Source organism: Streptomyces sirii, from assembly GCF_045690365.1.
Classification (GTDB): Bacteria; Actinomycetota; Actinomycetes; order Streptomycetales; family Streptomycetaceae; genus Streptomyces; species Streptomyces sirii.
The window spans coordinates 8,173,025-8,194,903 of record NZ_CP147982.1; the positions used below are offsets into that span (position 1 = coordinate 8,173,025).

21 protein-coding genes are annotated in these 21,879 nt (G+C 71.0%); 5 read left to right on the forward strand and 16 right to left on the reverse strand.

What is annotated here, in order from left to right; genetic code table 11:
* Position 1: 1 nt before the first annotated feature.
* Complete coding sequence (locus tag WAB15_RS36255) at positions 2 to 1,294, reverse strand: ABC transporter substrate-binding protein (protein WP_399147367.1); 1,293 nt, start codon at positions 1,292 to 1,294, stop codon at positions 2 to 4.
* Between the two features lie 386 nt (positions 1,295 to 1,680).
* Here WAB15_RS36255 and WAB15_RS36260 point away from each other — a divergent pair, with 386 nt between their 5' ends.
* Together WAB15_RS36260 and WAB15_RS36265 are read left to right on the forward strand one after the other, a co-directional pair.
* Positions 1,681 to 2,781 carry a LacI family DNA-binding transcriptional regulator gene (locus tag WAB15_RS36260; protein WP_399147366.1) on the forward strand — a complete coding sequence of 367 codons (1,101 nt, stop codon included), beginning with the start codon at positions 1,681 to 1,683 and terminating at the stop codon, positions 2,779 to 2,781.
* Positions 2,782 to 2,853: 72 nt separating this feature from the next.
* The gene (locus tag WAB15_RS36265; protein ID WP_407288895.1) at positions 2,854 to 4,299 is read left to right on the forward strand and encodes a phytoene desaturase family protein; all 1,446 of its coding nucleotides are present in this window, start codon (positions 2,854 to 2,856) and stop codon (positions 4,297 to 4,299) included.
* 154 nt (positions 4,300 to 4,453) lie between these two features.
* On the opposite strand, the gene WAB15_RS36270 is transcribed toward WAB15_RS36265, so the two are convergent.
* From WAB15_RS36270 to WAB15_RS36280, 3 genes are all read right to left on the reverse strand, one after another.
* Positions 4,454 to 4,903, reverse strand: a complete 450-nt coding sequence (locus tag WAB15_RS36270; protein WP_399147364.1) for a spore-associated protein A — start codon at positions 4,901 to 4,903, stop codon at positions 4,454 to 4,456.
* A 213-nt stretch (positions 4,904 to 5,116) separates the two neighbouring features.
* Positions 5,117 to 5,980 (reverse strand): lysozyme, encoded by an 864-nt coding sequence (locus WAB15_RS36275; RefSeq protein ID WP_407288896.1) that lies wholly within the window; start codon positions 5,978 to 5,980, stop codon positions 5,117 to 5,119.
* A gap of 413 nt (positions 5,981 to 6,393) precedes the next feature.
* Positions 6,394 to 7,047 (reverse strand): transglycosylase SLT domain-containing protein, encoded by a 654-nt coding sequence (locus WAB15_RS36280; protein WP_399147362.1) that lies wholly within the window; start codon positions 7,045 to 7,047, stop codon positions 6,394 to 6,396.
* A 721-nt stretch (positions 7,048 to 7,768) separates the two neighbouring features.
* Between WAB15_RS36280 and WAB15_RS36285 the strand changes: the two genes are divergently transcribed.
* A complete protein-coding gene (locus WAB15_RS36285; RefSeq protein WP_407288897.1) occupies positions 7,769 to 8,251 on the forward strand; it encodes a hypothetical protein in 483 nt (160 codons plus the stop codon).
* 146 nt (positions 8,252 to 8,397) lie between these two features.
* Here the strand turns inward: WAB15_RS36285 and WAB15_RS36290 are convergent, their stop codons facing one another.
* The 7 genes from WAB15_RS36290 to WAB15_RS36320 all read right to left on the reverse strand — a co-directional run bounded on the left by WAB15_RS36290 (position 8,398) and on the right by WAB15_RS36320 (position 14,022).
* Entirely contained in the window at positions 8,398 to 9,099 is a 702-nt protein-coding gene (locus tag WAB15_RS36290) for a transglycosylase SLT domain-containing protein (protein ID WP_407288898.1), read from the reverse strand.
* 485 nt (positions 9,100 to 9,584) lie between these two features.
* Entirely contained in the window at positions 9,585 to 10,433 is an 849-nt protein-coding gene (locus WAB15_RS36295) for an SRPBCC family protein (RefSeq protein ID WP_407288899.1), read from the reverse strand.
* Positions 10,430 to 10,747, reverse strand: coding sequence for an ArsR/SmtB family transcription factor (locus WAB15_RS36300; protein ID WP_399147358.1), 318 nt, complete (start codon positions 10,745 to 10,747; stop codon positions 10,430 to 10,432). Before WAB15_RS36300 ends, WAB15_RS36295 begins: the two co-directional genes overlap by 4 nt.
* Before the next feature lie 87 nt (positions 10,748 to 10,834).
* Positions 10,835 to 11,779: an alpha/beta fold hydrolase gene (locus tag WAB15_RS36305; RefSeq protein WP_399147357.1), complete on the reverse strand. Its 945-nt coding sequence runs from the start codon at positions 11,777 to 11,779 to the stop codon at positions 10,835 to 10,837.
* Positions 11,780 to 11,834: 55 nt separating this feature from the next.
* Entirely contained in the window at positions 11,835 to 13,070 is a 1,236-nt protein-coding gene (locus WAB15_RS36310; RefSeq protein WP_399147356.1) for a beta-ketoacyl-[acyl-carrier-protein] synthase family protein, read from the reverse strand.
* Positions 13,067 to 13,300, reverse strand: coding sequence for a phosphopantetheine-binding protein (locus WAB15_RS36315; RefSeq protein WP_399147355.1), 234 nt, complete (start codon positions 13,298 to 13,300; stop codon positions 13,067 to 13,069). Before WAB15_RS36315 ends, WAB15_RS36310 begins: the two co-directional genes overlap by 4 nt.
* Before the next feature lie 269 nt (positions 13,301 to 13,569).
* Positions 13,570 to 14,022 carry a MarR family winged helix-turn-helix transcriptional regulator gene (locus WAB15_RS36320; RefSeq protein ID WP_399147354.1) on the reverse strand — a complete coding sequence of 151 codons (453 nt, stop codon included), beginning with the start codon at positions 14,020 to 14,022 and terminating at the stop codon, positions 13,570 to 13,572.
* Positions 14,023 to 14,153: 131 nt separating this feature from the next.
* On the opposite strand from WAB15_RS36320, the gene WAB15_RS36325 reads away from it, so the two are divergent.
* Positions 14,154 to 14,564, forward strand: coding sequence for an organic hydroperoxide resistance protein (locus tag WAB15_RS36325; protein ID WP_407288900.1), 411 nt, complete (start codon positions 14,154 to 14,156; stop codon positions 14,562 to 14,564).
* 65 nt (positions 14,565 to 14,629) lie between these two features.
* On the opposite strand, the gene WAB15_RS36330 is transcribed toward WAB15_RS36325, so the two are convergent.
* From WAB15_RS36330 to WAB15_RS36345, 4 genes are read right to left on the reverse strand one after another with little or no spacing between them, the layout of a single operon-like run.
* The gene (locus WAB15_RS36330; protein WP_407288901.1) at positions 14,630 to 16,036 is read right to left on the reverse strand and encodes a GH1 family beta-glucosidase; all 1,407 of its coding nucleotides are present in this window, start codon (positions 16,034 to 16,036) and stop codon (positions 14,630 to 14,632) included.
* Positions 16,033 to 16,932, reverse strand: a complete 900-nt coding sequence (locus tag WAB15_RS36335) for a carbohydrate ABC transporter permease (protein WP_399147351.1) — start codon at positions 16,930 to 16,932, stop codon at positions 16,033 to 16,035. The genes WAB15_RS36330 and WAB15_RS36335 overlap by 4 nt, the downstream gene beginning before the upstream one ends.
* Positions 16,925 to 17,851 (reverse strand): carbohydrate ABC transporter permease, encoded by a 927-nt coding sequence (locus WAB15_RS36340; protein ID WP_407288902.1) that lies wholly within the window; start codon positions 17,849 to 17,851, stop codon positions 16,925 to 16,927. The genes WAB15_RS36335 and WAB15_RS36340 overlap by 8 nt, the downstream gene beginning before the upstream one ends.
* Entirely contained in the window at positions 17,848 to 19,164 is a 1,317-nt protein-coding gene (locus WAB15_RS36345; RefSeq protein ID WP_407288903.1) for an ABC transporter substrate-binding protein, read from the reverse strand. The genes WAB15_RS36340 and WAB15_RS36345 overlap by 4 nt, the downstream gene beginning before the upstream one ends.
* A 151-nt stretch (positions 19,165 to 19,315) precedes the next feature.
* Here WAB15_RS36345 and WAB15_RS36350 point away from each other — a divergent pair, with 151 nt between their 5' ends.
* A complete protein-coding gene (locus tag WAB15_RS36350; RefSeq protein WP_407288904.1) occupies positions 19,316 to 20,629 on the forward strand; it encodes an ROK family protein in 1,314 nt (437 codons plus the stop codon).
* On the opposite strand, the gene WAB15_RS36355 is transcribed toward WAB15_RS36350, so the two are convergent.
* The gene (locus WAB15_RS36355) at positions 20,529 to 21,806 is read right to left on the reverse strand and encodes an MFS transporter (RefSeq protein ID WP_407288905.1); all 1,278 of its coding nucleotides are present in this window, start codon (positions 21,804 to 21,806) and stop codon (positions 20,529 to 20,531) included. The genes WAB15_RS36350 and WAB15_RS36355 overlap by 101 nt on opposite strands.
* Positions 21,807 to 21,879 lie beyond the last annotated feature (73 nt).

Consider the following 21,879-nt stretch of genomic DNA (forward strand, 5'->3'; position numbering starts at 1 on the left):
CTCAGCCGGTCTTCAGCAGGCGGTTGCACTCGGCGACCGCACCGTCCAGCGCCGCCTCGGGGGACTGCTTGCCCTGCACGGCCCTGGCGACCGCATTGCGCAGCACGGTCTTCATCTGGTCGCTGAGCAGCACCGGGGTGTAATTCACCGCGGTCTTCAGTGACTTGGCCGACGCCACCCGCACCCGGGTCGCGTCGGTGCCGTCCTCCTTGGTGAAGTACGGATCGTCCAGCGAGCCCTTGGTGCTGGGGAAGATGGTGACCTTCTTGGCGAAGGCCATCTGGTTCTTCTTGTCGGTGACGAAGTGCGCGAACGCGACCGCCGCCGGCTTGACCTCGCTCTGCGCGTTCACCATCAGGCCCTGGACGTACATGTTGGCCTTACCGGTGTTGTTGACCGCGTCGGTGATACCGATATGCCGATAGAGGCTCGGCGCCTCCTTCTTGAAGTTCTCCAGATCGAGCGCGCTGCCCGGATTCATCGCCACCGACTGCTGCTGGAACTTCCGCCCCGACGACTCCGCCTGCGCGGTGAGCGCCTGCGAGTCCAGCGCCCCGGACGCATACAGCTCCTTGTAGTGCCGCAGCAGCTCCACGCCCTTGGGCTCGTTGAACGTGAACTCCGTGCCGCGGGCGTTCATCAGCCGTACGCCGTACCGTCCGAAGTCCTCGATCGACGGTGTACTGGCGAGCATCGCCATCTTCCGCCCGCTCTTCTTCGCCATCGCGACCGCGTCCGTGAAGAGCTGGTCGTAGGTGGTCGGTGGCTTCTCCGGATCGAGCCCGGCCTTCTTGAAGAGGTCCTTGTTGTAGAACATCGGCCCGGTGTTCAGATACCAGGGAAAGGCATAGACCCCCGGCAGCCCCGGCATCTCATGACTCTGCCAGGCGCCGGGGAGATACTCTCCGCGGTACTTCCCCGCGGCCTTTTCCAGATCGAGCGCCAGCCCCGCTTTGGCCAGCGGATAGGCGAGATCCGGCGAAACATTGACGACGTCCGGCAGTGTCCCGCCCGCCGCATCCGCACTCAACTTCTGCGGGTATCCCTCGGCCGGCTGATCCACCCACTTCACCTTGGCATCCGGATACTTCCTCTCGAAATCCGCGATGACGCCCTCGAAGTAGTCCTTGAAATTCGCCTTGAGATTCCAGGTCTGGAACGTGACCTGCCCCTCGACCTTCCCCGAGGCGCTGTCCGCCCCGTCGGAGCCCCCGGAGGCCCCGCATGCGGTCAAGGCGAGCACCGGGATGACCCATGCTGCCGTCGTGGCAGCCGCTCGACGGGGAAAACGCATGGCTGGGGGCTCCTTTGCTCGAATTCGCTCGAACCAGACACCGGTGAGACCGCCGCGCCGGACCAGATGAATCAGTGGCTGAAAAGCAAACCAGTGGTGCGGTGAAACCAGTGGTGCTGCCAAGGAAAGCGGAGGGCGGAAGGCGGAAGGTGGATTTCTTGACCACTCCGCCGGGCTTTTTCGCCGATCCTCGGGCGACGATGCGGCAGACGCTACTAATGCGTTTTAGTAGGTGTCAACACCCCGACCATGAACAACCTCGTCCCGCGCCGGTGGGGCGCCGTCATCCGGACGTTCGCAGCGGCCGACCACGCAGGGTTTGACACGGCACTCACGCCTGATCAGACTGGGCGCACTAATGCGGTTTAGGTCGAGGAGAGCCCGCCATGACAGCGCCCGGTGAGGCCGCCCGCCGCAAACCGGCGCGCCGACCGACGATCAAGGACATCGCCCGCCGGGCCGGGGTGTCGGAGAGCGCCGTCTCCTTCGCGCTCAACGACCGGCCGGGCGTCTCCCAGGACACCCGCGCCCGGGTACGGCGCGTCGCGGAGGAACTGGGCTGGCAGGCCAACAGCGCGGCCCGCGCACTGTCCGGCGAGCACGCCGGCGCCCTGGGGCTGGTGCTCGCCCGGCCCGCGCAGACCCTGGGCGTGGAGTCCTTCTTCCTCCAGCTCGTCTCCGGCATCCAGGAAGTGCTCTCGGTACGCAGGATCGCGCTGCTCTTCCAGGTCGTCGAGGACCTCGACGCCGAGTGCGCGCTCTACCGCCGCTGGTGGGCCGAACGCCGGGTGGACGGCGTCCTGGTCGTCGACCCGCGCACGGAGGACCCGCGACCGGAGCTGCTCGCCGCACTCGGCCTGCCGGCCGTCGTCATCGGCGGCCCGGCCGCCCCCGGCCCGGCCACGGCCGAGCCGACCGCCGCCCACCCGCAGCCCCCGCTCTCCACGGTCTGGGCCGACGACTCCGAGGCCATGGCCCGGGTCCTCGACCACCTCCACGGCCTCGGACACCGCCGCATCGTGCATGTGGCGGGCCTGCCGGGCCTCGCCCACACCGAACGCCGCATCAGCTCACTGCGTACCGAAGCGGCCCGCCGCGGCCTCGACGCACGCCGGGTCCGCTCCGTGACCACGGACTACTCCGACGCCGAAGGGGCCAACGCCACCCGCCGCGTCCTCGACGCCCCCGAGCCGCCCACCGCGATCATCTACGACAACGACGTGATGGCCGTGGCCGGCGCCTCGGTCGCCGCCGGGCGCGGCATCCCCGTCCCCGACCGGCTGTCGATCGTGGCCTGGGACGATTCGGCGCTCTGCCGCGTCACCCACCCCCGGCTGACCGCACTGGTCCGCGACACCCCCGGCTTCGGACGCCTCGCCGCCCAGGAACTCCTCACCGTCCTCGACGGCGGACCACCGCGCACCGTACAGGGCGAACAGCCGCACCTGGAGGCCCGCGAGAGCACCGGCCCCTGTCCCGCCGGCTGACGCGGGCTCCGGGCTCTCGCTCCACTCCCACCCCGCCCCGACGCGCCCCTGATTCCTTGGGATGCTGAGGGCATGACGTTACGGGCAGGGCGGGAGCGCGAGGAAGCGGTAGTGGTGGGCGCCGGACCGAACGGGCTGGCCGCGGCGGTCACCCTGGCCCGCGGCGGGCTGCGGGTCACGGTGTTCGAGGCGGCCGACGAGATCGGCGGCGGGGTCCGCAGCGGCGAGCTGTCCGTACCGGGCGTGCTCTTCGACCACTGCTCCTCGACCCATGTGATGGGCGCCGGCTCCCCGTATCTGCGCACGCTGGACCTCGCCGCACACGGGCTGGAATGGCGCTGGCCCGAGATCGATCTCGCCCATCCGGTGGACGGCGGGCAAGCCGGGGCGCTGTACCGGTCGGTCGGGCGGACGGCGCACGCCCTGGGCGCCGACGGGCCCGCCTGGCGACGGATGTTCGGACCGCTGGCCGCGGATGCCGAGGTGCTGACCGACGCGGTCATGCGGCCGCTCGTCACGGTGCCCCGGCACCCTTTCCAGCTCGCGCGCTTCGGCCTGCACGCCCTTCAGCCCGCCACCCTGGTCGCCCGCCGCTTCCGTACGGAAGCCGGACGCGGCCTCTTCGGCGGGGTGGCGGCCCATCTCTTCGGGCCGCTGACCCGGCCGGTCACCGCGTCCGTCGGAGTCATGATCATCGCGGCGGGGCACCGGTACGGCTGGCCGGTCGCCAAGGGCGGCTCCCGTGCGATCGCCGACGCACTGGCGGCCCTGCTCGTCGCGGAGGGCGGCCGCATCGAGACCGGAGTGCGCATCCGCTCCCTCGACCAGTTGCCGCCCGCGGCCACGGTGTTGCTGGATCTGGCCCCGGCCGCCGCGGCAGCCGTGATCGGCGACCGGCTGCCGCCCCGGGTGCGCCGCGCCTACACCCGCTACCGGCACGCCCCCGGCGCGTTCAAGCTCGACCTGGCGGTCGAGGGCGGCATTCCCTGGCGCGCCGAGGCATGCCGGCGGGCCGGGACCGTGCATCTGGGCGGCGGTTTCGAGCAGATCGCGTACGCGGAGCACGAGGTCTACCGCGGGCGGATGCCACAGCGGCCGTTCCTCCTGGTCTCCCAGTCGTACCTCGCCGACGCCGGCCGCTCCGCCGGCGAGATCCACCCCGTCTCGGCGTATGCGCATGTGCCCCATGGCTACCGCGGCGACGCCACCGCCGCGATGCTGGCGCAGTTCGAGCGCTTCGCGCCCGGCACGCGCGAGCGCATCGTCGCCGCCACCGCCACCACCACCGCGGACCTGGAACGCGGCAACGCCAACCTCGTCGGCGGCGACATCATCGGCGGCGCCAACATCCCGCTCCAACTGACGATGCGGCCGCGCATCGCCCTGGACCCCTACCGCACGGGCGTCCCCGGTGTGTACCTCTGCTCGGCGTCCACCCCGCCGGGCGCCGGCGCCCACGGGATGAGCGGCCACAACGCGGCCCGCTCCGCGCTGAGGGCGCTGGGCCTGGACCGCTAGGACCGGGAGAAACGACCGTCCAGGGCGAGTGCGAAGAGGACGAGCCGCCGCCCCGGGAGCAGACAGGCCACGGCGGCGGGGCTCCAGGGGGCGCACCTGGAACCCCGCCGCCCTAGGACAGGTGACGGCCGGTCGGCGGTCCGTCGGTGCGAGGTCAGTGGTGCGTGACGACCCCGGCCGCCATACGGCCGCAGTTGGAGCCGGAAACGCTGACGCTGACCGATTCGATCGTGCCGCCCCAGTCCACGCAACGGCCCTTCGCGGGCAGGTAGACCGGGCCGGCGTAGGAGGTGTAATTACCGCTGTCGTAAACCCAGTCGGAACTGCCGTCGGTGGCCGTGAGATAGGTGTACATGTACACCGGGCTGCCGGGGCTGTTCCGTACCGTCACGACGCAGTTCTTTCCGGTCCTTGCGCTGTACGTCAGGTACACGGTCCCCTTTCCGGTGACCGGTACGGAATTCACTACGCTGTAGCCGCTGCCGCAGGCCCCGTTGTACGCGGCGGCGGTCGGAGCGGCGGAGGCGGTGGTGGCCGTCGCCATTGTGGCGAGGCCGGCCACGGCGAGTGCGGCGGATCCTGCGATGGCACGTGAACGCTTCATGGGAATACCCCCGTCGGGTGCTGTGCGTCGCGTGGTCGTTTCGCAGTGTTGGACGGCGCTCGGCGGTGGATGGTTGTACCCGGGCGTGAATTCCCCATTGTTCGAATCGAGTTGTCGAGGACGGCGACGGCGCGGGGGCGACACGCGGCCGGTCCCCGGCGCCTGCTGCGGCGCCGGGGACCGGCCGGGGTGTGCGGGTCGGAACGGGCGGGCTCAGTGGCCGTTGGCGAAGACCTTCAGGCGACCGAAGCTGCCGTTGAAGCGGTTGCGGTCGCCGACCGGGTGGCCCGAGGAGGTGTGCTGCCAGATGCTGTGGTAGCGCCAGCCGGCCGGCAGTGCGCCGACGGAGGAGCCGTAGCGCGGGACCCACAGCGGGTTGCTGTGGCCGAACCTGCCGGAGTTGCCCGTGCACCGCTTCCACCAGTTGGTGGAGGTGTAGATGACCGCGTCGCGGCCGGTCTCCTCCCGGTAGGTCTCCACGAAGTCCTGGATCCAGTTGACCATCGCCCTGGAGCTCTTGCCGTAACAGGTCGCGCCGTAGGGGTTGTACTCCATGTCGAGCGCCCCGGGCAGCGTCCTGCCGTCCCTGGACCAGTCGCCGCCGTGGTCGGCGAAGTAGCGCGCCTGCGTGCTGCCGCTGGAGTGGTCGGGCAGTGCGAAGTGGTACGCACCGTGGATCATGCCGGCCGAGTAGGAGCCCCGGTACTGGTGTGCGAAGTACGGGTTGGTGTAGTTGTTCCCCTCGGTGGCCTTGACGTACGCGAAGCGCACCCCCGACTTACGCAGCGCCGACCAGCTGACGTGGTGGTTGTGGCTGGAGACGTCGACGCCGGACACCGCCTTGCTGTGCGTCGCCTGTGGTTCGAGGCCGCCGCCGGCCCGGTCGACGCCCTCGTGGGCGGCGATGGTGGAACCCATCCAGTCCTGCTCGGGGTGGGTGGGTCTCTTTCCGGCGTCCGACGCCGTGGCGAAGCCGGGCAGCGCGAGGGGCAGAGCGAGCACGGAGAGGAGAGAAACGAGCGTTCCGGCCGCGAGGGAGACTGTGCGGCGGGCCGGACCGGATCTGCGCAAGGGCATCGCATGCCTCCGAGGCCTTCAGTTGAGTCACGTTCGGCAGCTTTTGAGCAGAGTTCTGCCGATAAAAGACTTATACGCAGAACTGCCCGACTCTATGACCCAACAGGCCGTCAGTCCGCCGACCGGCTGCGCATCTCACCCGTCCGGCCGTCAGAAGTGGTCACCCGGGCCCGGGCCGGGGTGACCATGCTCCCGGACCGGCCTCGGCGCCCGCCGAACCGAAAGCGGAGCGGGCCCCGGCAGTGCCGGGACCCGCTCCGCTTTCGCTGCGCAGCGGCGAACGCGCCATTCCGCCGCTTCGCGAGCTGCCTCATGCCGAGCCGGTCGGCTCGTGTGTGGTGTCCGTCCTGTCCCTGGCCTCACCCGGGGCCGGCCTGTGTGCGCCGGCGTGACGGCTCTTCCGCTCCGTCGGCTCAGTAGGCCGAGTTGACGTTGTCGATGGAGCCGTAGCGGTCGGCCGCGTAGTTGGCGGCGGCGGTGATGTTGGCTACGGGGTCGACGAGGTTGTGGGGGGTGCCGGCGACGTGGTAGCGGTCGAAGGTGGGCTGGATCACCTGGAGCAGGCCCTTGGAGGGGATGCCGTTGATGGCGTTGATGTCCCAGTCGTTGACGGCGTTGGGGTTGCCGCTGGACTCGCGCATGATGTTGCGGTGCAGTCCGTCGTAGGAGCCGGGGATGCCCTTGGCCTTCATGATGTCGAGCGACTCGCGGATCCAGCCGTCCAGGGTGTTCGGGTACTCCTTGACGGCCTTGCGCTCGGCGGAGCGGTTGGCGGCCTGATGGGCGGTGTGCTGCTTGGCCACCGCGGTGATCTTGACGTGGTCGGCGACCGAGGCGGTCACCGGGCGGGCGGTCTTGGCCTCGTCGGCCTTCTTCGGCATCCCGTTGGCGTTGACGGGCTGGACCGCTGCCGGGGCGTGCTCAGAAGCAGCCTGTGCGGTGTCCGGGGCCGAGGCCATGGCCAGGCCCGAGGTGGCACCCGCGGCGGCCAGAACGGCCACGGCGACCTTGTGGGTGCGGGTGATGCGGGTGACACGGACAGCGCGGGACAGGTTGAAGCTGGGCATGCAGAGTGACCTCTTCCAGGTACGGGGACGGGGAGGCGGCCTTTAGGGCGGCGCGTGATTCACCGGAGGTCATTGCTGCGCTCGCTGTGGGGGGCGTAAGTCGCAAGCTCGCTCTCGGTGCGTCGGAATCCATGTTTAGCGACGGACCGGAATCGAGGCAATGGTGCTCTGTACTACTCATCTTCGTGAGTTAGACCCTGAACGCCGAGGTAATGGACGGTTCTCTCCGTGACGGCCGGGAACGAGTGCGGGACATTCGACTAAGTGCGTTCGTAAGTGACGTACATCGCGTGCCCCGCATCACTTGATAGCGGCCGTAAAGCCCCCGCTGCCGGGGCCCTTAAGTTGTCTGGCTCACACCGGAATTACCGCTCCGCGGAGCCACTTCATACGCGTATCGGAGGGGATTCATCCGCCCGGCTGTCCGAGGGCGTCCCGGGGGATTGCTCAAATGTGGTGGGGGGCACTTCTGACGAGGCCAAAAGGGCGGCATTTGTGCCCCAATTCACTTGCCGGGGCAACGGGCGGAAAACGGCCGGTGTGCGGCGTCGCACGGTACGGCGCGGGAAGCCGGCTGGGCCGTTGGGAGCGCCGCGATACGTCGATACGGCGGTGTCGCTGGTCCGTTCGCAGCAGCGCCCGGGGCTGTTGCATGACTACGGGCTTCGGCTCCCCGAAAGTGGCACCGCACGCAGTAGTCACTCATCGTAAGGAAGTGCTCATGTTCCGTCGTACTGCCGTTGTTCTCAGCGGTCTTCTCGTCTCGGGTTTCCTCGCGACGGGCGCCGCCACCGCGGCGTCTGTCGATGCGGACCGTCACCCCGCCCCCGCGCCCGCCAGCGAGGACCGCGACCGTCACCCCGCTCCGGCGCCGGCCGCCGCTGAGGAGGAGCGCCGCGCTCCGGCGCCCACGACCGCTGAGGAGGAGCGCCGCGCTCCGGCGCCCACGGCTGCTGAGGAGGAGCGCCGCGCTCCGGCGCCCACGACCGCTGAGGAGGACCGTCGCGCTCCCGCGCCCACCACTGCTGAGGAGGGCCGCCGCGCTCCGGCGCCCACCACTGCTGAGGAGGAGCGCCGCGCCCCGGCGAAGTCCGTCGATGACAGCCGCAACCTCACCGCTCAGGACCAGGAGGGCTTCGGCCTCGCCGGCGCGGTGCTCGACCGTCTGCTGGGCAGCAGCACTGCGCGCAACGCCGGCTTCTGACACCCACGCCGGAGAAAGGCACAGGCAACGGCAACGGCCCCACCCGCGAAGTGCGGGCAGGGCCAATGCCGTTGCCATGTCGGAGTGTCGCGCCGCAACACTCCGCGAGGTCCGCTCCGGCCGCGCCGGAGGCCGCCGTACCCGGCTCAGTAGGCCGAGTTGACGTTGTCGATGGAGCCGTAGCGGTCGGCCGCGTAGTTGGCGGCGGCGGTGATGTTGGCTACGGGGTCGACGAGGTTGTGGGGGGTGCCGGCGACGTGGTAGCGGTCGAAGGTGGGCTGGATCACCTGGAGCAGGCCCTTGGAGGGGATGCCGTTGATGGCGTTGATGTCCCAGTCGTTGACGGCGTTGGGGTTGCCGCTGGACTCGCGCATGATGTTGCGGTGCAGTCCGTCGTAGGAGCCGGGGATGCCCTTGGCCTTCATGATGTCGAGCGACTCGCGGATCCAGCCGTCCAGGGTGTTCGTGTAGCGCTTGGGCGCGGCCTTCGGCGCCTTCTTGGGGGCGGCCTTCGGCGTGGCTATCGCCTTGCGCTCCACGGAACGGCTGGCGGCCTGCTTGGCGGTGTGGCCCTGCTTCTCGACGGCGGTGACCTTGAGGCGGTCGCTCACGGACGAGGCGACCAGCTTGCTCTTCTTGCCGTCGTCGGCCCGGTCCTTCGCGGTCAGCGGCAGGCCGTTGGCGCTCACCGGCTTGACGGTGGCCGACGCCGCGGACGTGGTCGCGGCATCGCTCGGTGCCGCGGCGAACGCCAGGGCGGCGGCGCAGCTCGCGGAGGCCACCAGCGCCGCGGAGATCTTGTGCGTGCGGGTGATGCGGGCAGGGCGGGGCAGGGTGAAGCTGGGCATGCGAGGTGACCTCTTCCAGGGCTTTGGTGGCGGGGGGAGCGGCCTTCGGTCGGCGCGTGAGAACCGAGGGTCATTGCCGCGCTCGCCGCTCTGGCTGAGTTCGCCGGCTCGTTCTCGGTGCTACCCGGAACATGTTTAGCGAGCGCCCTGGATGGTGGCAAAGGTGCCTTGTACTACCCATCTTCGTGAGTTGGGGCGATATGCCCGTTATAAACACCTGGTTTCGCGCTGTGTACCCGGAACGGCGTCGACTAGCGGAGGTCGTACGTGACGTAGGTCGCGTGCCCCGCATCACCTGGAGAGGGCTTCCGGACCCCCTCTCCGGCCCCCGCGAAGTTGCCTGGCTCACACCGTGGAAGCGGTGAAACGGCGCGTCGGACGTCGCGGCGCCACTGCCGGCGAGCGCCTCTGAACGGCATCGGGCGCACCCGTGCCCCCCACGGAGTCCGCAGGGGGCACGGGTGTGTGGCGGCGCGGCGCGGGAGTCAGTCCTCCAGCAGCCGTGCCGCGAGATGCTCGATCCGGTCGTGCCAGGCGTCCAGCGCGGCGTCCGTGTCGAAGCCCCGCGGGCCGGTCTGGGTGAGGACGAGCCGGGCGCCCTGGCCGGTGCCGCTGCCCAGCTCCCAGCGGACCTCGCCGTCCGGATCCCAGCGATAGGCCAGCACCGACGGGGCCCGCACCTCGGTGACCGGCCCGTCCGGCACCTTCTGCGTGGTGAAGCCGGCCGGCGCGGGCGCGCCCGCCACGGGCTCGTCTCCCGAGGCCAGCACCGCCCAGACGGTCTCGGCGGGCCGTACGAGCTGGCGCTCGAAGCGGATGCGCGGGCCGTCGGCGGCGTCCTCGACCGTGCCGTGCCCGAGATCGAACTGCTCCAGATACGCCTCGTGCAGCTCGCCCGTGTCAGGCTCCACGGCCGTCGACTCGCCGTCGAGCAGCTGCGACAGCGCGGTGACGCACAGATGCCAGCCGGAGGCGAAGCTGGCGCCGCCGAACCGGTCGCCGAAGGTGTGCACCAAGGTCAGCAGCGAGCCGTCGCCGTCCGGGGCGATCTCCCAGCGCAGATGGTCCTCGCCCCAGGTGAAGGCGAACAGCCAGGGCTCTTCGGCGTCGGTGACCGTACCGGTCATGGCGACGTCGCTCACACCGGGCATGGCGAAGGTCATCGCCCCGCCGGGCCGGAGCTCCACCGTGACCTCGGAGGGGAACCACTGCCCGAGCTGCGCCGGGTCGGTGATCGCCGACCAGACCTTCGCGGGCGGATGGGCGAGTCTGCGCTCCATGCGCAGCGCATGGCGTCCGTCGGATGTGGTGAGGGTGTCGGAGTGCGGGTTCATCGGGGGTCGTCCTTCGTGGCGTCGAGGTGCCGTTCCAGAGCGTCGAGGCTCCCGGTCCACAGATGCCGGTAGTGCGCGAGCCAGGCGTCCAGCTCGGCGAGCGGCTCGGGCCGCAGCTCGTACCAGCGGCGCTGGGCGTCCTGCCGGACCCGGACCAGCCCGGCCTCGCGCAGCACCCGCAAGTGCTTGGACGTGCCGGGCTGGCTCAGCCCGAGCTGGTCGGTCAGCTCGCCGACCAGCCGGGGGCGCTCCAGGAGCAGATCGAGGATCCGGCGCCGGCTCGGCTCTGCGAGTACATCGAACGGTAGGGGCATGCCTCAGTATGCCTCCTGAGTTATATAACTACAAGGGAATGTGACAGAAGGGTGATGGGTCACCGTGGCGCGGCCGGAGCCGCCTCCTCACACCAGGGCGTCCGCCGCCGTGGTGACCACCGTCCGGTGCGTCGCGCACGCCGCGGAACCGGTCGCCGGCAGTCCCTCGCGCAGGACCGGCGCGAGCGCGGGCGCCGAACCCAGCGGACCGTCGGTGAAGAACCGGGCCGCCAAGTCCGCGACGTCCTGGGCCCGTTCGAGCACCACCCAGTGATCGGCGTCGGGGATGGTCAGAAAGCGGCTGCCCGGAATGGTGGCCGCGAAGTCCCGCTGCCGGTCCGCCGAGGTCACCGTGTCGTGCTCGCCGCTGAAGACGAGGGTGGGGACGTCGAGCAGCTCGCCGGAGAAGTCCGGGCGGTCCGACAGCGCGCGGCGCAGGGATTCGAGGGCGTGCCGGGAGTGCCGGGCGGCGTGCACCATCGAGCGCCGGACATAGCGGTACGCCAGGGTCCGGCCGACGACGTGCCGGCGGTCGTCGAGGCACATCAGGCCCTCGGTCACCAGCGTGGCGAACGACTCGGTGTTGCCGTGTGCGAGCTGGTCGGCGGCTCGCCGCCACAGCTCCAGCTGCGCGGGGCCGATGTGCGCCGGTACCCCGCCGAGGGCGAGCCGCGCGATGCGCCCGGGCAGGTGCCGGGCGCATCCGTAGGCGAGGCCGGCCCCGTAGGAGAAGCCGAAGAGATTGACCCGCGGGACGTTCAGGTCGTCGATGATCCGCTCGATCGCGGCGCACATGAGGGCGTTGCTCGGCCCCGGCGGCAGGGGGTCGGCGCTGCCCATCCCGGGCAGGTCGGCGGTCACCACATCCGCCACCGGCCCCACCTGGTCCTCCATCTGCGGCCAGCCGAGCATCCCCTGCAGCGCGCCGCCCAGCACCATGACGGGCTCGGTGATCCGCTCCGGCTGCCGCAGCCGCCGGTAGGCGAAGGACACCCCGCGCACCGACAAGGACCGGATCGTTTCCTCGTACATCTCTGCTTCCTTATCGGAGAGACCGGCGGGACCGGCCGGTTCGGCGTCCGCCGGTCTAGCGGGTCAGTACGAGCGCGGCATTGTGGCCGCCGAAGCCGAGCGAGGTCTTGACCGCGCAGTCGAAGGACGCCCGTCGGGACCGCCCGCGGACGATCTCCAGGGGGATCCGCGGATCGGGGACGTCGAGATTCGCGGTCGGCGGTACCAGCTGCTCCTCCAGCGCGAGCACGGTGAGCGCGGCCTCGATGCCGCCGGCGGCGCCGAGCGCGTGCCCGGTCATCGCCTTGGTGGAGGTGACCAGTGCGTGGTCGCCGATCACCCGCTGCAGCATGGTGGCCTCGATCATGTCGTTGACCACGGTCGAGGTGCCGTGGGCGTTCACATGGCCGACATCGCCGGCCTGCACCCCCGCGTCCGCCAGCGCGCTGCGCAGCGCCCGCTCGATGCCGGTGCCGTCCGGGTCCGGGGCCACGGCCGCATACGCGTCGCTGGAGGCGCCGTATCCGCGGAGCCGCGCACGGACGGTGGCCCCGCGGGCCGCGGCGTGCTCGGGCCGCTCCAGGACGAGGAGGCCGGCGCCCTCACCGACGACGAAACCGTCGCGGGCGGCATCGAACGGGCGGCAGGCAGCCGCCGGATCCTCCCGGCGGGTGGAGGCCGCCTTCATCCGGCAGGCGCTGGCGATCAGCAGCCGGGAGACGGGGGACTCGGCACCGCCGGCGATGGCGATGTCGCAGGCCCCGGCGCGCAGCAACTGGTGTGCGGTGCCCAGCGCGACGGTCCCCGAGGAGCAGGCCGTCGCCACGCCCAGGCTGGGTCCCCGGGCGCCGAGGTCCATACACACGCTGCTGGCCGCCCCGTTGACGACGGTCAGCGGGGCGAGTTTGGGGGAGACCCGCCGTGCGCCGCGTTCGAGCATCGTGGTGTGCTGCTCGTCGTAGAAGGGGAGTCCGCCGTGCGCGGAGCCGATGACCACCGCGACCCGGCTGCCGTCCCAGTCCTCGGTGTCCAGCCCGGCGTCGGCGACCGCCTCGCGGGCGGCGATCACCGCGAGCTGCGCGAAGCGGTCCATCAGTCGCTGGGCGGCCACACCGAGCTGCTCGGTGGTGTCCAGGTCCGAGGTGTACATGAAGTCGCAGGGCAGGTCGGCGAGTTCCTCGTGGTGCCGTACCCCGGTCGGCTTCGTCTCCTCGGTGACGGCGTGCCAGGTCGCCTTCGCCCCGACGCCCGCCGCCGTCACCATGCCCAGTCCCGTTACGGCCGCGGAGAACGGCTGGTGGCCGCCCGTCACGCCGGAACCAGACGGTCGACCGCCGCCACCAGCTGGCCCACGGTGTCCCGCGAGGTCAGCGTCACGTCGTCGAGGTCGACGTCCAGCCGGTCCTCGATCATCACGCGGAGTTCTTCCAGGGCCAGGGAGTCGATGCGCAGATCGCGCAGCGGGGTCTCGTCGGCGACGTCGATCGCCCGGACCCCGAATCGTTGGACGAGCAAGGCGTTGACAACTTCTGCGGCATTCACGTGGCGCTCCTCCGCTTGTCGTAGGCGTGCTGCCATCCGCGTCCTGCACGGGTGTTCGCCGGCGACCCCGGCTGGTTTAGCCACCCTTTATACGCCTTCGTCCCGATTTCGCCCCAACATTGGTCGCTCAATGGGGTGATGGCGCGGCAGGGCGCGACAGAGGGGCGCGCCCCGCGTTGCGGTGACGGCGAGAAGCCTACGGTCCTGATCCGGTCAACCGGTGAGAGGCGCGGCCGGGAAGCGCGTCGAAGTCGCGTCGGAAGTCGAGGTCAGGCCTCGTCGAGTGCGCTGGTCACGCGCCCCAACAGGGTTCGCAGAGTCCGGAGTTCCTCGATGGTCAACCCGGTGGCGGCGAGCATCCTGCGGGGGACCGGCAGGGCCTGTTCGCGCAGGTCATCGCCGTCGGGGGTGAGGTGGATGGTGACCGAGCGCTCGTCTTCGGCGCTGCGCTCGCGGCGGACCAGGCCGGCCGCCTCCAGCCGCTTGAGCAGCGGGGAGAGGGTGCCGGAGTCCAGCCGGAGCTGCTCTCCGATGGCCTTGACCGGCTGGGGGCCGTGCTCCCACAGGACCAGCATGACCAGGTACTGGGGGTAGGTCAGGCCCAGGTCCTTCAGGGCGTCCCGATAGACGCCGCCGAATGCGCGCGACGCGGCGTGCAGGGAGAAGCAGACCTGGTGGTCCAGGCGGAGTAGTTCGGCGTCGGGCACGGGAGTCGTGGTCATGGCATCCAGGGTAGCCCCCTGCGGGCGATTTGGTTGTGCACAACTTAGTTGCGCGCAATTCAAAAGTGTGCGATCGTCGATGCCGTCGGGCGGTCGGGAGACGGCCGCCGCGCTAACGAAGGGGACCCCTCATGGACGCGCTGTACACCGCTGTCGCCACCGCCAACGGCCGGGAAGGCCGCGCCGTCAGCTCCGACGGCAAGATCGACCTGGCGCTGGCCATGCCGCCGCAGCTCGGTGGCAACGGCGCCGGCACCAACCCGGAGCAGCTCTTCGCCGCCGGATACGCGGCCTGCTTCGCCAGCGCGATGGGCAATGTCGGCCGCCAGATGAAGCTCGACACCAAGGACGTCTCGGTCACCGCCGAGGTCTCGATCGGCAAGGACGCCACCGGCTTCGGCCTGGCCGTCGTCATGCGGGTGGAGCTGCCGGACGCCCTCGCGGGCGAGACCGGGCGTCGTCTGGTCGAGGCGACCCACGAGTTCTGCCCGTACTCCAAGGCCACCCGCGGCAACATCGACGTCGAGCTGGTCGTCGAGTAACCCGCCCGCCCTCCGGCCGGCCCCGTCGCGGAGGCCGGCCGAGGGCCGTGCCGGCGAGGTGGCCGTCAGGCCGCGGGCGGAGTGCCGCGGCGCGGACGGCTCCCGATCAGCTCGGCATAGTGCCGGCCGCTGTCCTTGAGGGTGCGGGCCTGGGTGGCGTAGTCGACGTGGAACAGGCCGAAGCGCTTGTCGTACCCGTAGGCCCACTCGAAGTTGTCCATCAGGGACCACGCGAAGTATCCGGCCAGCGGCGCGCCCCGGCGGGCCGCGCGGGCGCACGCGGCGATGTGCCGATGCAGGTAGTCGGTGCGCTCGGGGTCCTCGACGGTTCCGTCCTCGGTGACCACGTCCGGGTAGGCCGAGCCGTTCTCGGTGACGTAGATCTTGCGCGCCGCGTACTCCCGGGTCAGCCGCAGCAGCAGGGCCTCGATGCCGCCGGCGTCGATCTCCCAGTCCATGCCCGTACGCGGGACGCCCGGGCGGCGTACTTGGCGGGCGAACGGGGGCGGGCCGTCCGGCTCGGCGGCGACCACGGCGGGGAAGTAGTAGTTCAGCCCCAGCCAGTCCAGCGGCTGGGCGATGGTCTCCGCGTCACCGGGGCGCTCCGGCAGCTCCACCCCGTACACCTCGCGCATGTCCGCCGGGAAGCCGCGGCCGTGGACGGGGTCGAGCCACCAGCGGTTGGTGTGCCCGTCCATCCGCACCGCCGCGGCGGCATCGGCCGGTGATCCGGTGGCGGGCTCGACGGTGCTGAGGTTGTTGACGATGCCGACCTCGGGGTCGGTGGCCCCGGCGCGGATCGCCGCCGTCGCCAGGCCGTGCCCGAGCAACAGATGGTACGAGGCGCGCACCGCCGCGGTGAGGTCGCGCAGGCCCGGCGCCATCCGGCCTTCGAGATGGCCGATCCAGGCCGAGCACAGCGGTTCGTTCAGCGTGGCCCATTGCCGGACCCGGTCGCCGAGCTTCCCGGCCACGGCCGAGGCGTACGCCGCCAGGTGCTCGGCGGTCTCCCGCGAGGTCCAGCCGCCGCGGTCCTGGAGCGCCTGCGGCAGATCCCAGTGGTAGAGGGTGGCGGACGGGGTGATGCCCGCCTCCAGCAGACCGTCGACCAGCCGGTCGTAGAACGCCAGGCCCTCGGCGTTGACCTTGCCGTCGCCGTCCGGCACGATCCGCGGCCAGGCGATCGAGAACCGGTAGGCGCCGACGCCCAGTTGCCGCATCAGGCCGATGTCCTCGCGCCAGCGGTGGTAGTGGTCGCAGGCCCGGTCGCCGGTGTCGCCGTTGTGGGTCCGGCCCGGGGCGTGCGAGAACGTGTCCCAGATGGAGGGCCCGCGACCGCCCTCGGCGACCGCCCCCTCGATCTGGTACGCCGATGTGGCCACGCCCCAGGCGAAGTCGTCCGGCAGGGCGGCGAAGTCGATCCGGTCGGTCACGGCACCGCTTTCTGTAGGAGGCCTCTCGGCACGGTTCATTTGACGGCCCCGGCGGTGAGCCCGGCGACCAGATAGCGCTGGAGCAGCAGGAACCCGGCGACCACGGGGACGCTGACGACCAGCGACGCGGCCATGACCTGGTTCCAGTAGACGTCGTTCTGGGTGGCGTAGCCCTGCAGTCCGACCGACAGGGTGCGGGTGGTGTCGTTGGTCATGACGGAGGCGAACAGCACCTCGCCCCAGGCCGTCATGAACGCGTACACCGCGACCGCGACGATGCCGGGCAGCGCGGCCGGGACCACGACGCGGAAGAGCGCGCCGAGCGGTCCGCAGCCGTCCACGTAGGCGGCCTCGTCCAGCTCCCGCGGCACGGAGGCGAAGTATCCGGCCAGCATCCAGATCGAGAACGGGAGCGAGAACGTCAGATAGGTCAGGATCAGGCCGCCGCGGGAGCCGTAGAGGGCGACGCCGGTGGAGTTGCCGATGTTGACGTAGATCAGGAACAGCGGCAGCAGGAAGAGGATGCCAGGGAACATCTGCGTCGACAGCACCGTCACCGTGAACACCCGCTTGCCGCGGAAGCGGTAGCGGCTGACCGCGTACGCCGCGAAGACCGCGATCAGCACCGAGCAGACGGTGGCCGAACCCGCCACGATCAGCGAATTGGTGAAGTAGCGGGCCAGCGGGACCGTGTGCCAGATGTCGAGATACGGACGGACCGTCAGCTCGCTGGGCAGCCAGTGGAAGGTGCCCGAGACGTCCTCCAGCGGTTTGAGGGAGCTGCTGAGCATGACGTAGACGGGGAGCAGGACGAAGCCGGTCAGCACAGCGAGGAAGATCCGGCGGATCCAGAGGAACGACCGGGGCGGCGCGGTGGGCGAGCGCCGGTGGGGGGCCGGGGTGCGCCCGCGGGCAGTGGGGGAGCGGTCAGCCATCGGCATATCTCCTTCCTCGCGAGGTGGCCAACAGGTAGCCGGCGGTCACCACCAGCAGGAAGAGCAACAGCAGGACGGACATCGCCGATCCGGTGCCGAAGTTCCAGGTGACGAACGAGGACTGGTAGATGTGGATGGACAGCAGGTCCGCGGCCTCCGGAGCGGCCTTGCCGAACAGCACATACGGCGTGTTGAAGTCGTTGAAGGTCCACAGGAACAGCACCAGCACCAGCACCTGGTTGACCGGCCGCAGCGAGGGCAGGGTGATCCGCCGGATCTGCCGGATCATGCCCGCGCCGTCGAGCGCCGCCGCCTCGTAGAGGTCCTTGGGGATGTTCTGCAGCCCGGCCATCACGACCAGGAACGCGAACGGCCAGGTCTTCCAGACCGCGACCACCAGCAGCGCCAGGAAGCTGTTGCCGCCCAGCAGCCAGAACGGCCGCCCGTCGGTGAGCCCCAACTGGTCGTGCAGGACGTGGTTGACCAGGCCGTTGTCCTTCTGGAACATGAACGCCCAGGTGATCACCGCGGCGTAGACGGGCAGGGCGTACGGGGTGAGGAAGACGGCGCGCAGCAGGCCGCGGCCCCGGAAGTTCTCCTGCAGCATGATCGCGGCCGTGGTGCCGAGGAGCCAGCACAGCCCGACCGACAGCACGCTGAACGCGCAGGTGATCCAGAACGAGTGCAGCAGCGCGGCGCCGACCGGGGCGTCGAGGTCGACGGTGACCCGGTAGTTGCCCAGCGCCTTCCAGGGGGCCAGGCCCCAGTTGCCGATGTGGAACTGCGTCAGCTCCTTGAAGCTCATCACGATGCCGATGACCATCGGCACGAGATGGACCAGCAGCTCCAGCACCAGCGCGGGCAGCAGGAGCAGATAGGGCAGTCCGGCGCGGCGCAACCGGACGGGCAGCCGCCTCACCTCGCCATCTGCTGTTCTGCCTTGGCCAGCCGCGCCCTGACCGACTCGGTGGTGACGGGGTGGCCGGCCGCCGCGTCGGCGAACAGATCCTTGATCGCCGTGCCCACGGACGTCTCGAACTGCGCCTCGTCGGTGACCTGCGGGAGCGGCGCCGCGCTCCTGGTGAGCGTCTCGCGCAGCACCTTGGTGTCCGGCCGGTTGAACGCCGCGTCCCGCTGGGCGGCCCTGACCGGCGGTACGGAGCCGTAGGTCTTGTTGAGCAGCCGCTGTTCGGCGTCGCTCGTCAGGAACTTCACGAACTTCCGGGCGCCGTCGAGGTTGTCGGTGTTGCGGAAGACGGCGATGTTGATGCCGGCGAGCATGGAGTTGGTCTGCCGGCCGCCGCCCGGGGTGCCGGCCGCGACGGGCACCGGGACGACGCCCCAGTCCTCGGGTTTCATCCCGTCGGCCGCGAAGGTGGTGGCCGCGGCCTGCCACAGCACCATGGCGGTCTTGCCCTTGGCGAAGTCCCTGAGCGACTGGTTCTGCCCGTACTCGGCGTTCCCCGGGGCGATGATCTTGTCCTTGGCCATGAAGTCGACGTACTGCTTGACCGCCGCCACCGCGCCGTCGGAGGTGAAGGTCGGCTTGCCGGCGCCGTCGAAGAAGTCGGCGCCGTGCTGCTTGCCGAGGACGAAGGCCTGGTGGATGTTGTTGGCCAGCTGACCGCCCTCGGCGCCCAGGCCCCACTTGCCGTCCTTGGAGATCCGCTTGCCGGCCGCGACCAACTCGTCCCAGGTGCCGGGGGGTCGGCTGATCCCGGCGTCCTTGAACATCCGCTTGTTGTAGTAGAGCGCGTAGGTCAGCGAGTACAGCGGGACCGCGGCCGGATCCTGGTGCGCGGCCCCCGTGGCGCCCAGCGCCGGTGCCACGAACCGGTCGCGTCCGCCGATCTCGTCGAAGTTCCGCTTGTCCCAGGGGAGCAGCGCCCCGGTGGCCTGGAGCGAGGCGGACCAGGTGTTGCCGATGTTCAGGACGTCCGGCCCCTGCCCCGAAGTCGTGGCGGCCAGGATCCGGTTGAGCAGGTCGGGCCACGGTATGACCTCCAGCTCGACCTTGATCCCGGTACGCCGTTCGAACTTCTTCAGCTCGGGGCCGAGGATCCGCTTGTCCGCCTCGACGTTCGGGCCCTGGTTGGACGCCCAGTAGGTCAGCGTCTTGGGGGAGTCGTTGCTGCCCCCGCCGCCGGGGCTCGTCCCGCCGCCGCATCCGGAGGCCACGGCGGCGAGCGCGGTGACGGTGGCGGTGAGGGTCGCGGCTCGGAGTCTGCGCATGACGGATACGCCTCTCTCTGAGGAGTCCGAGGTCGGCCATGTTCAGTTCCTGAACGGCCTCATGGCTTAACTTAGAGTGTGAGTTAAAGCCCGAGAGAAGGGCGCGTCAAGGGACCGCACCCCGGTAGATTGCGGGCGGGAGGGGGACCAGATGGCAGAGCACACCCAACGGACCGTGCGTGACCTGCGCCGGGCCAATCGCTCCGCGGTTCTGCAACGGTTGTATTTCGACGGCCCGTTGAGCCGGCAGGAACTCGGTCCGGCGACGGGCCTCAGTTCAGGCTCCGTCAGCAATGTGGTCGCCGAACTCGTCGACGACGGACTGCTGGAGGAGGCCGGCGTGGTCGGCTCCGACGGCGGCCGGCCGCGCACCCTGCTGCGCATCGCCCCGTCGGCCGGCCGGCTCATCGGCGTGGACGTCGGCGAGACCCGGGTCGGGATCGAGCTCTTCGATCTCTCGTTGGCCGAACTCGCCCGCGCCGAACTCCCGTTGAGCGAGCGCCGCTACGACGTGGAAGTCATCACCCGGCATATCGCCGAGGGCATCGCCACCGTGCTGGGCGAGAGCGGTACCGACCCGGATCGGCTGCTCGGCGTCGGTGTCGGCGTCCCCGGCATCGTCGACCGGGCCGGCCCCGGTGGCGCGGTCGTCCACGGCCAGACCATCGGGTGGGACGCCGTACCGCTGGAGGACCTGCTCCGCGACGCCGTCGAACTCCCTGCCGGCGTACCGCTCTTCATCAGCAACGGCGCCAAGGCGCTCGGCCAGGCGGAGATGTGGTTCGGCGGCGGACGCGGCGCCCAGGACGCGGTCGTCGTGCTCCTCGGCTCCGGCGTCGGCGCCTGCATCGTCACCGGCGGCGCCGTCCACGGCGGGGCCCGCGACAGCGCGGGCGAATGGGGCCATCTGACGGTCCAGGTCCGCGGCCGGCGCTGCCGCTGCGGAGCCCGCGGCTGCCTGGAGGCGTACACCGGATCCGAGGCGCTGCTGCGGCGCTGGCGGGAGGCGGGTGGCCGGCCGCCCGCGGACGTCGACGAGGAGACCGCGATCACCGCCCTGGCCGACGCCGCCTTCCCCCCGTACGGCAGCGCCCCCGACCCGATCGCCCGCGGCGTCCTGGACGAGACCGCCGAATACCTCGGAGCCGGCATCTCCGACCTGATCAACCTCTTCAGCCCGGAACGGGTGCTCATCGGCGGCTGGGTCGGCCTCCGGCTCGGCCCGCACCTCCTGCCCGCCGTCCGCACCCACGCCACCGCCTACGCCCTCGCCCACCCCGCCGGCCGCGTCACCATCGGCCTGGGCCTGCTCGGTCCCGACGCCGTCACGGTCGGCGCGGCGACACTGCCGCTGGCGGACTTCCTCAAGCGCGGCGGTCGGCGGCCGGCGCGGGCTCCGGAGCCGGCGGCGACACCTGGGTGGCGGACGGTGCTGGACGCCCGGACCCGGCGGACACCGGGGTGAACCGCCGCCCCCGGACCAGTACCAGCGCCACCGCACAGGCGGCCAGCCCCGCCGCACAGCTCACCCCGAACGCGGCCCGGAACCCGTACGCCTGGGCCAGCGGACCGGCCGCGAGCGCGGCCACACCCTGCCCGACGATCAGCCCGGACCCCAGCAGCGTCATCGCCTCGCCCATCCGCACAGCCGGCGCGACCCGCTCGGCGAGCCCGAACACCGCGATCAGATGGGGCGCCACCGCCGCGCCGATCCCGGCGATGACCAGCGTCGTACCGGCGAACCCGGACACCGCGAGCAGCGGCAGCACCAGCAGCGTCTGCGCCACGATCGCGAGCCGGAGCCGGACCGTCAGATCCCGCTTCCCCGGCCGCGCCGTCGCCACCAACCCCGCAAGCGCACTGGTCACCGCCATCGCGCCCCACACGAACCCGGCCATGCCGGCATCGCCCAGATGCTCGGACAGCGCGCTGACACCGGCGTTGGCGCCGCCCCAGATGAGCCCCTGCGCCAGCGCCATCGCACACAGCACGATCAGGGCGGGCGACGCCAACCGCACCCCGGCCGCCGTCCCCGGCCCGGACCGCACCGGCCCCGGAGTCGTCGGATGCAGCCCGAACAGCACCCCGCACACGGCGCTGAGCAGGGCCGCGAGCAGCAGCGCCGCCGAGGGGTGGCACACCACCACGACCGTCGCCGCCAGCGCCGGCCCCGCCATAAAGCTGATCTCGTCGATCGTGGTGTCCAACGACAGCGCACGCGCGGTCAACTCCTTCCCCTCGGGGCGGGATGCGGTCAGCGCGATCCACCGCGTCCGCGACAGCGGCCCCACCTGCGGCATCGTCAACCCGACCAGCCCCGCCAGCAGCGCCGACGCCGCCACCGGAAGCCCGCCGAGCACCGACCCGACCAGTGCCACGGCGGCCACCGCGTTCGCCGGCGCGGCCACCAGGATCACCGGCCGGTGCCCGCACCGGTCGGCCAGCCGCCCGATCGGCGGACCGCCCACCGCCTGCCCCAGCCACAGCATCCCCGCGACCACCCCGGCCCGCGCGATACCCTCCAGCTCCGTCAGCATCATCAGCGTGCCGATCGGGCAGAGCGCAGCGGGCAGCCGCGCCAGGAACGAGAGCACCGGCAGCCAGGGACCCGCGACGGAGAACACCGCACGAAAACCGTTCACCGCAGACACCGCATCCCCCCGAACGAGCAACTCGCCCCAGTAGACCCGCGGTCCCGGTCGCCGGGCCATCCGC

Excerpts from the sequence above, each read along its gene's own strand:
- WAB15_RS36255 (WP_399147367.1), bottom strand. The coding sequence starts at position 1,294 with ATGCGTTTTCCCCGTCGAGCGGCTGCCACGACGGCAGCATGGGTCATC.
- WAB15_RS36260 (WP_399147366.1), top strand. The coding sequence starts at position 1,681 with ATGACAGCGCCCGGTGAGGCCGCCCGCCGCAAACCGGCGCGCCGACCG.
- WAB15_RS36265 (WP_407288895.1), top strand. The coding sequence starts at position 2,854 with ATGACGTTACGGGCAGGGCGGGAGCGCGAGGAAGCGGTAGTGGTGGGC.
- WAB15_RS36270 (WP_399147364.1), bottom strand. The coding sequence starts at position 4,903 with ATGAAGCGTTCACGTGCCATCGCAGGATCCGCCGCACTCGCCGTGGCC.
- WAB15_RS36275 (WP_407288896.1), bottom strand. The coding sequence starts at position 5,980 with ATGCCCTTGCGCAGATCCGGTCCGGCCCGCCGCACAGTCTCCCTCGCG.
- WAB15_RS36280 (WP_399147362.1), bottom strand. The coding sequence starts at position 7,047 with ATGCCCAGCTTCAACCTGTCCCGCGCTGTCCGTGTCACCCGCATCACC.
- WAB15_RS36285 (WP_407288897.1), top strand. The coding sequence starts at position 7,769 with ATGTTCCGTCGTACTGCCGTTGTTCTCAGCGGTCTTCTCGTCTCGGGT.
- WAB15_RS36290 (WP_407288898.1), bottom strand. The coding sequence starts at position 9,099 with ATGCCCAGCTTCACCCTGCCCCGCCCTGCCCGCATCACCCGCACGCAC.
- WAB15_RS36295 (WP_407288899.1), bottom strand. The coding sequence starts at position 10,433 with ATGAACCCGCACTCCGACACCCTCACCACATCCGACGGACGCCATGCG.
- WAB15_RS36300 (WP_399147358.1), bottom strand. The coding sequence starts at position 10,747 with ATGCCCCTACCGTTCGATGTACTCGCAGAGCCGAGCCGGCGCCGGATC.
- WAB15_RS36305 (WP_399147357.1), bottom strand. The coding sequence starts at position 11,779 with ATGTACGAGGAAACGATCCGGTCCTTGTCGGTGCGCGGGGTGTCCTTC.
- WAB15_RS36320 (WP_399147354.1), bottom strand. The coding sequence starts at position 14,022 with ATGACCACGACTCCCGTGCCCGACGCCGAACTACTCCGCCTGGACCAC.
- WAB15_RS36325 (WP_407288900.1), top strand. The coding sequence starts at position 14,154 with ATGGACGCGCTGTACACCGCTGTCGCCACCGCCAACGGCCGGGAAGGC.
- WAB15_RS36330 (WP_407288901.1), bottom strand. The coding sequence starts at position 16,036 with ATGAACCGTGCCGAGAGGCCTCCTACAGAAAGCGGTGCCGTGACCGAC.
- WAB15_RS36335 (WP_399147351.1), bottom strand. The coding sequence starts at position 16,932 with ATGGCTGACCGCTCCCCCACTGCCCGCGGGCGCACCCCGGCCCCCCAC.
- WAB15_RS36345 (WP_407288903.1), bottom strand. The coding sequence starts at position 19,164 with ATGCGCAGACTCCGAGCCGCGACCCTCACCGCCACCGTCACCGCGCTC.
- WAB15_RS36350 (WP_407288904.1), top strand. The coding sequence starts at position 19,316 with ATGGCAGAGCACACCCAACGGACCGTGCGTGACCTGCGCCGGGCCAAT.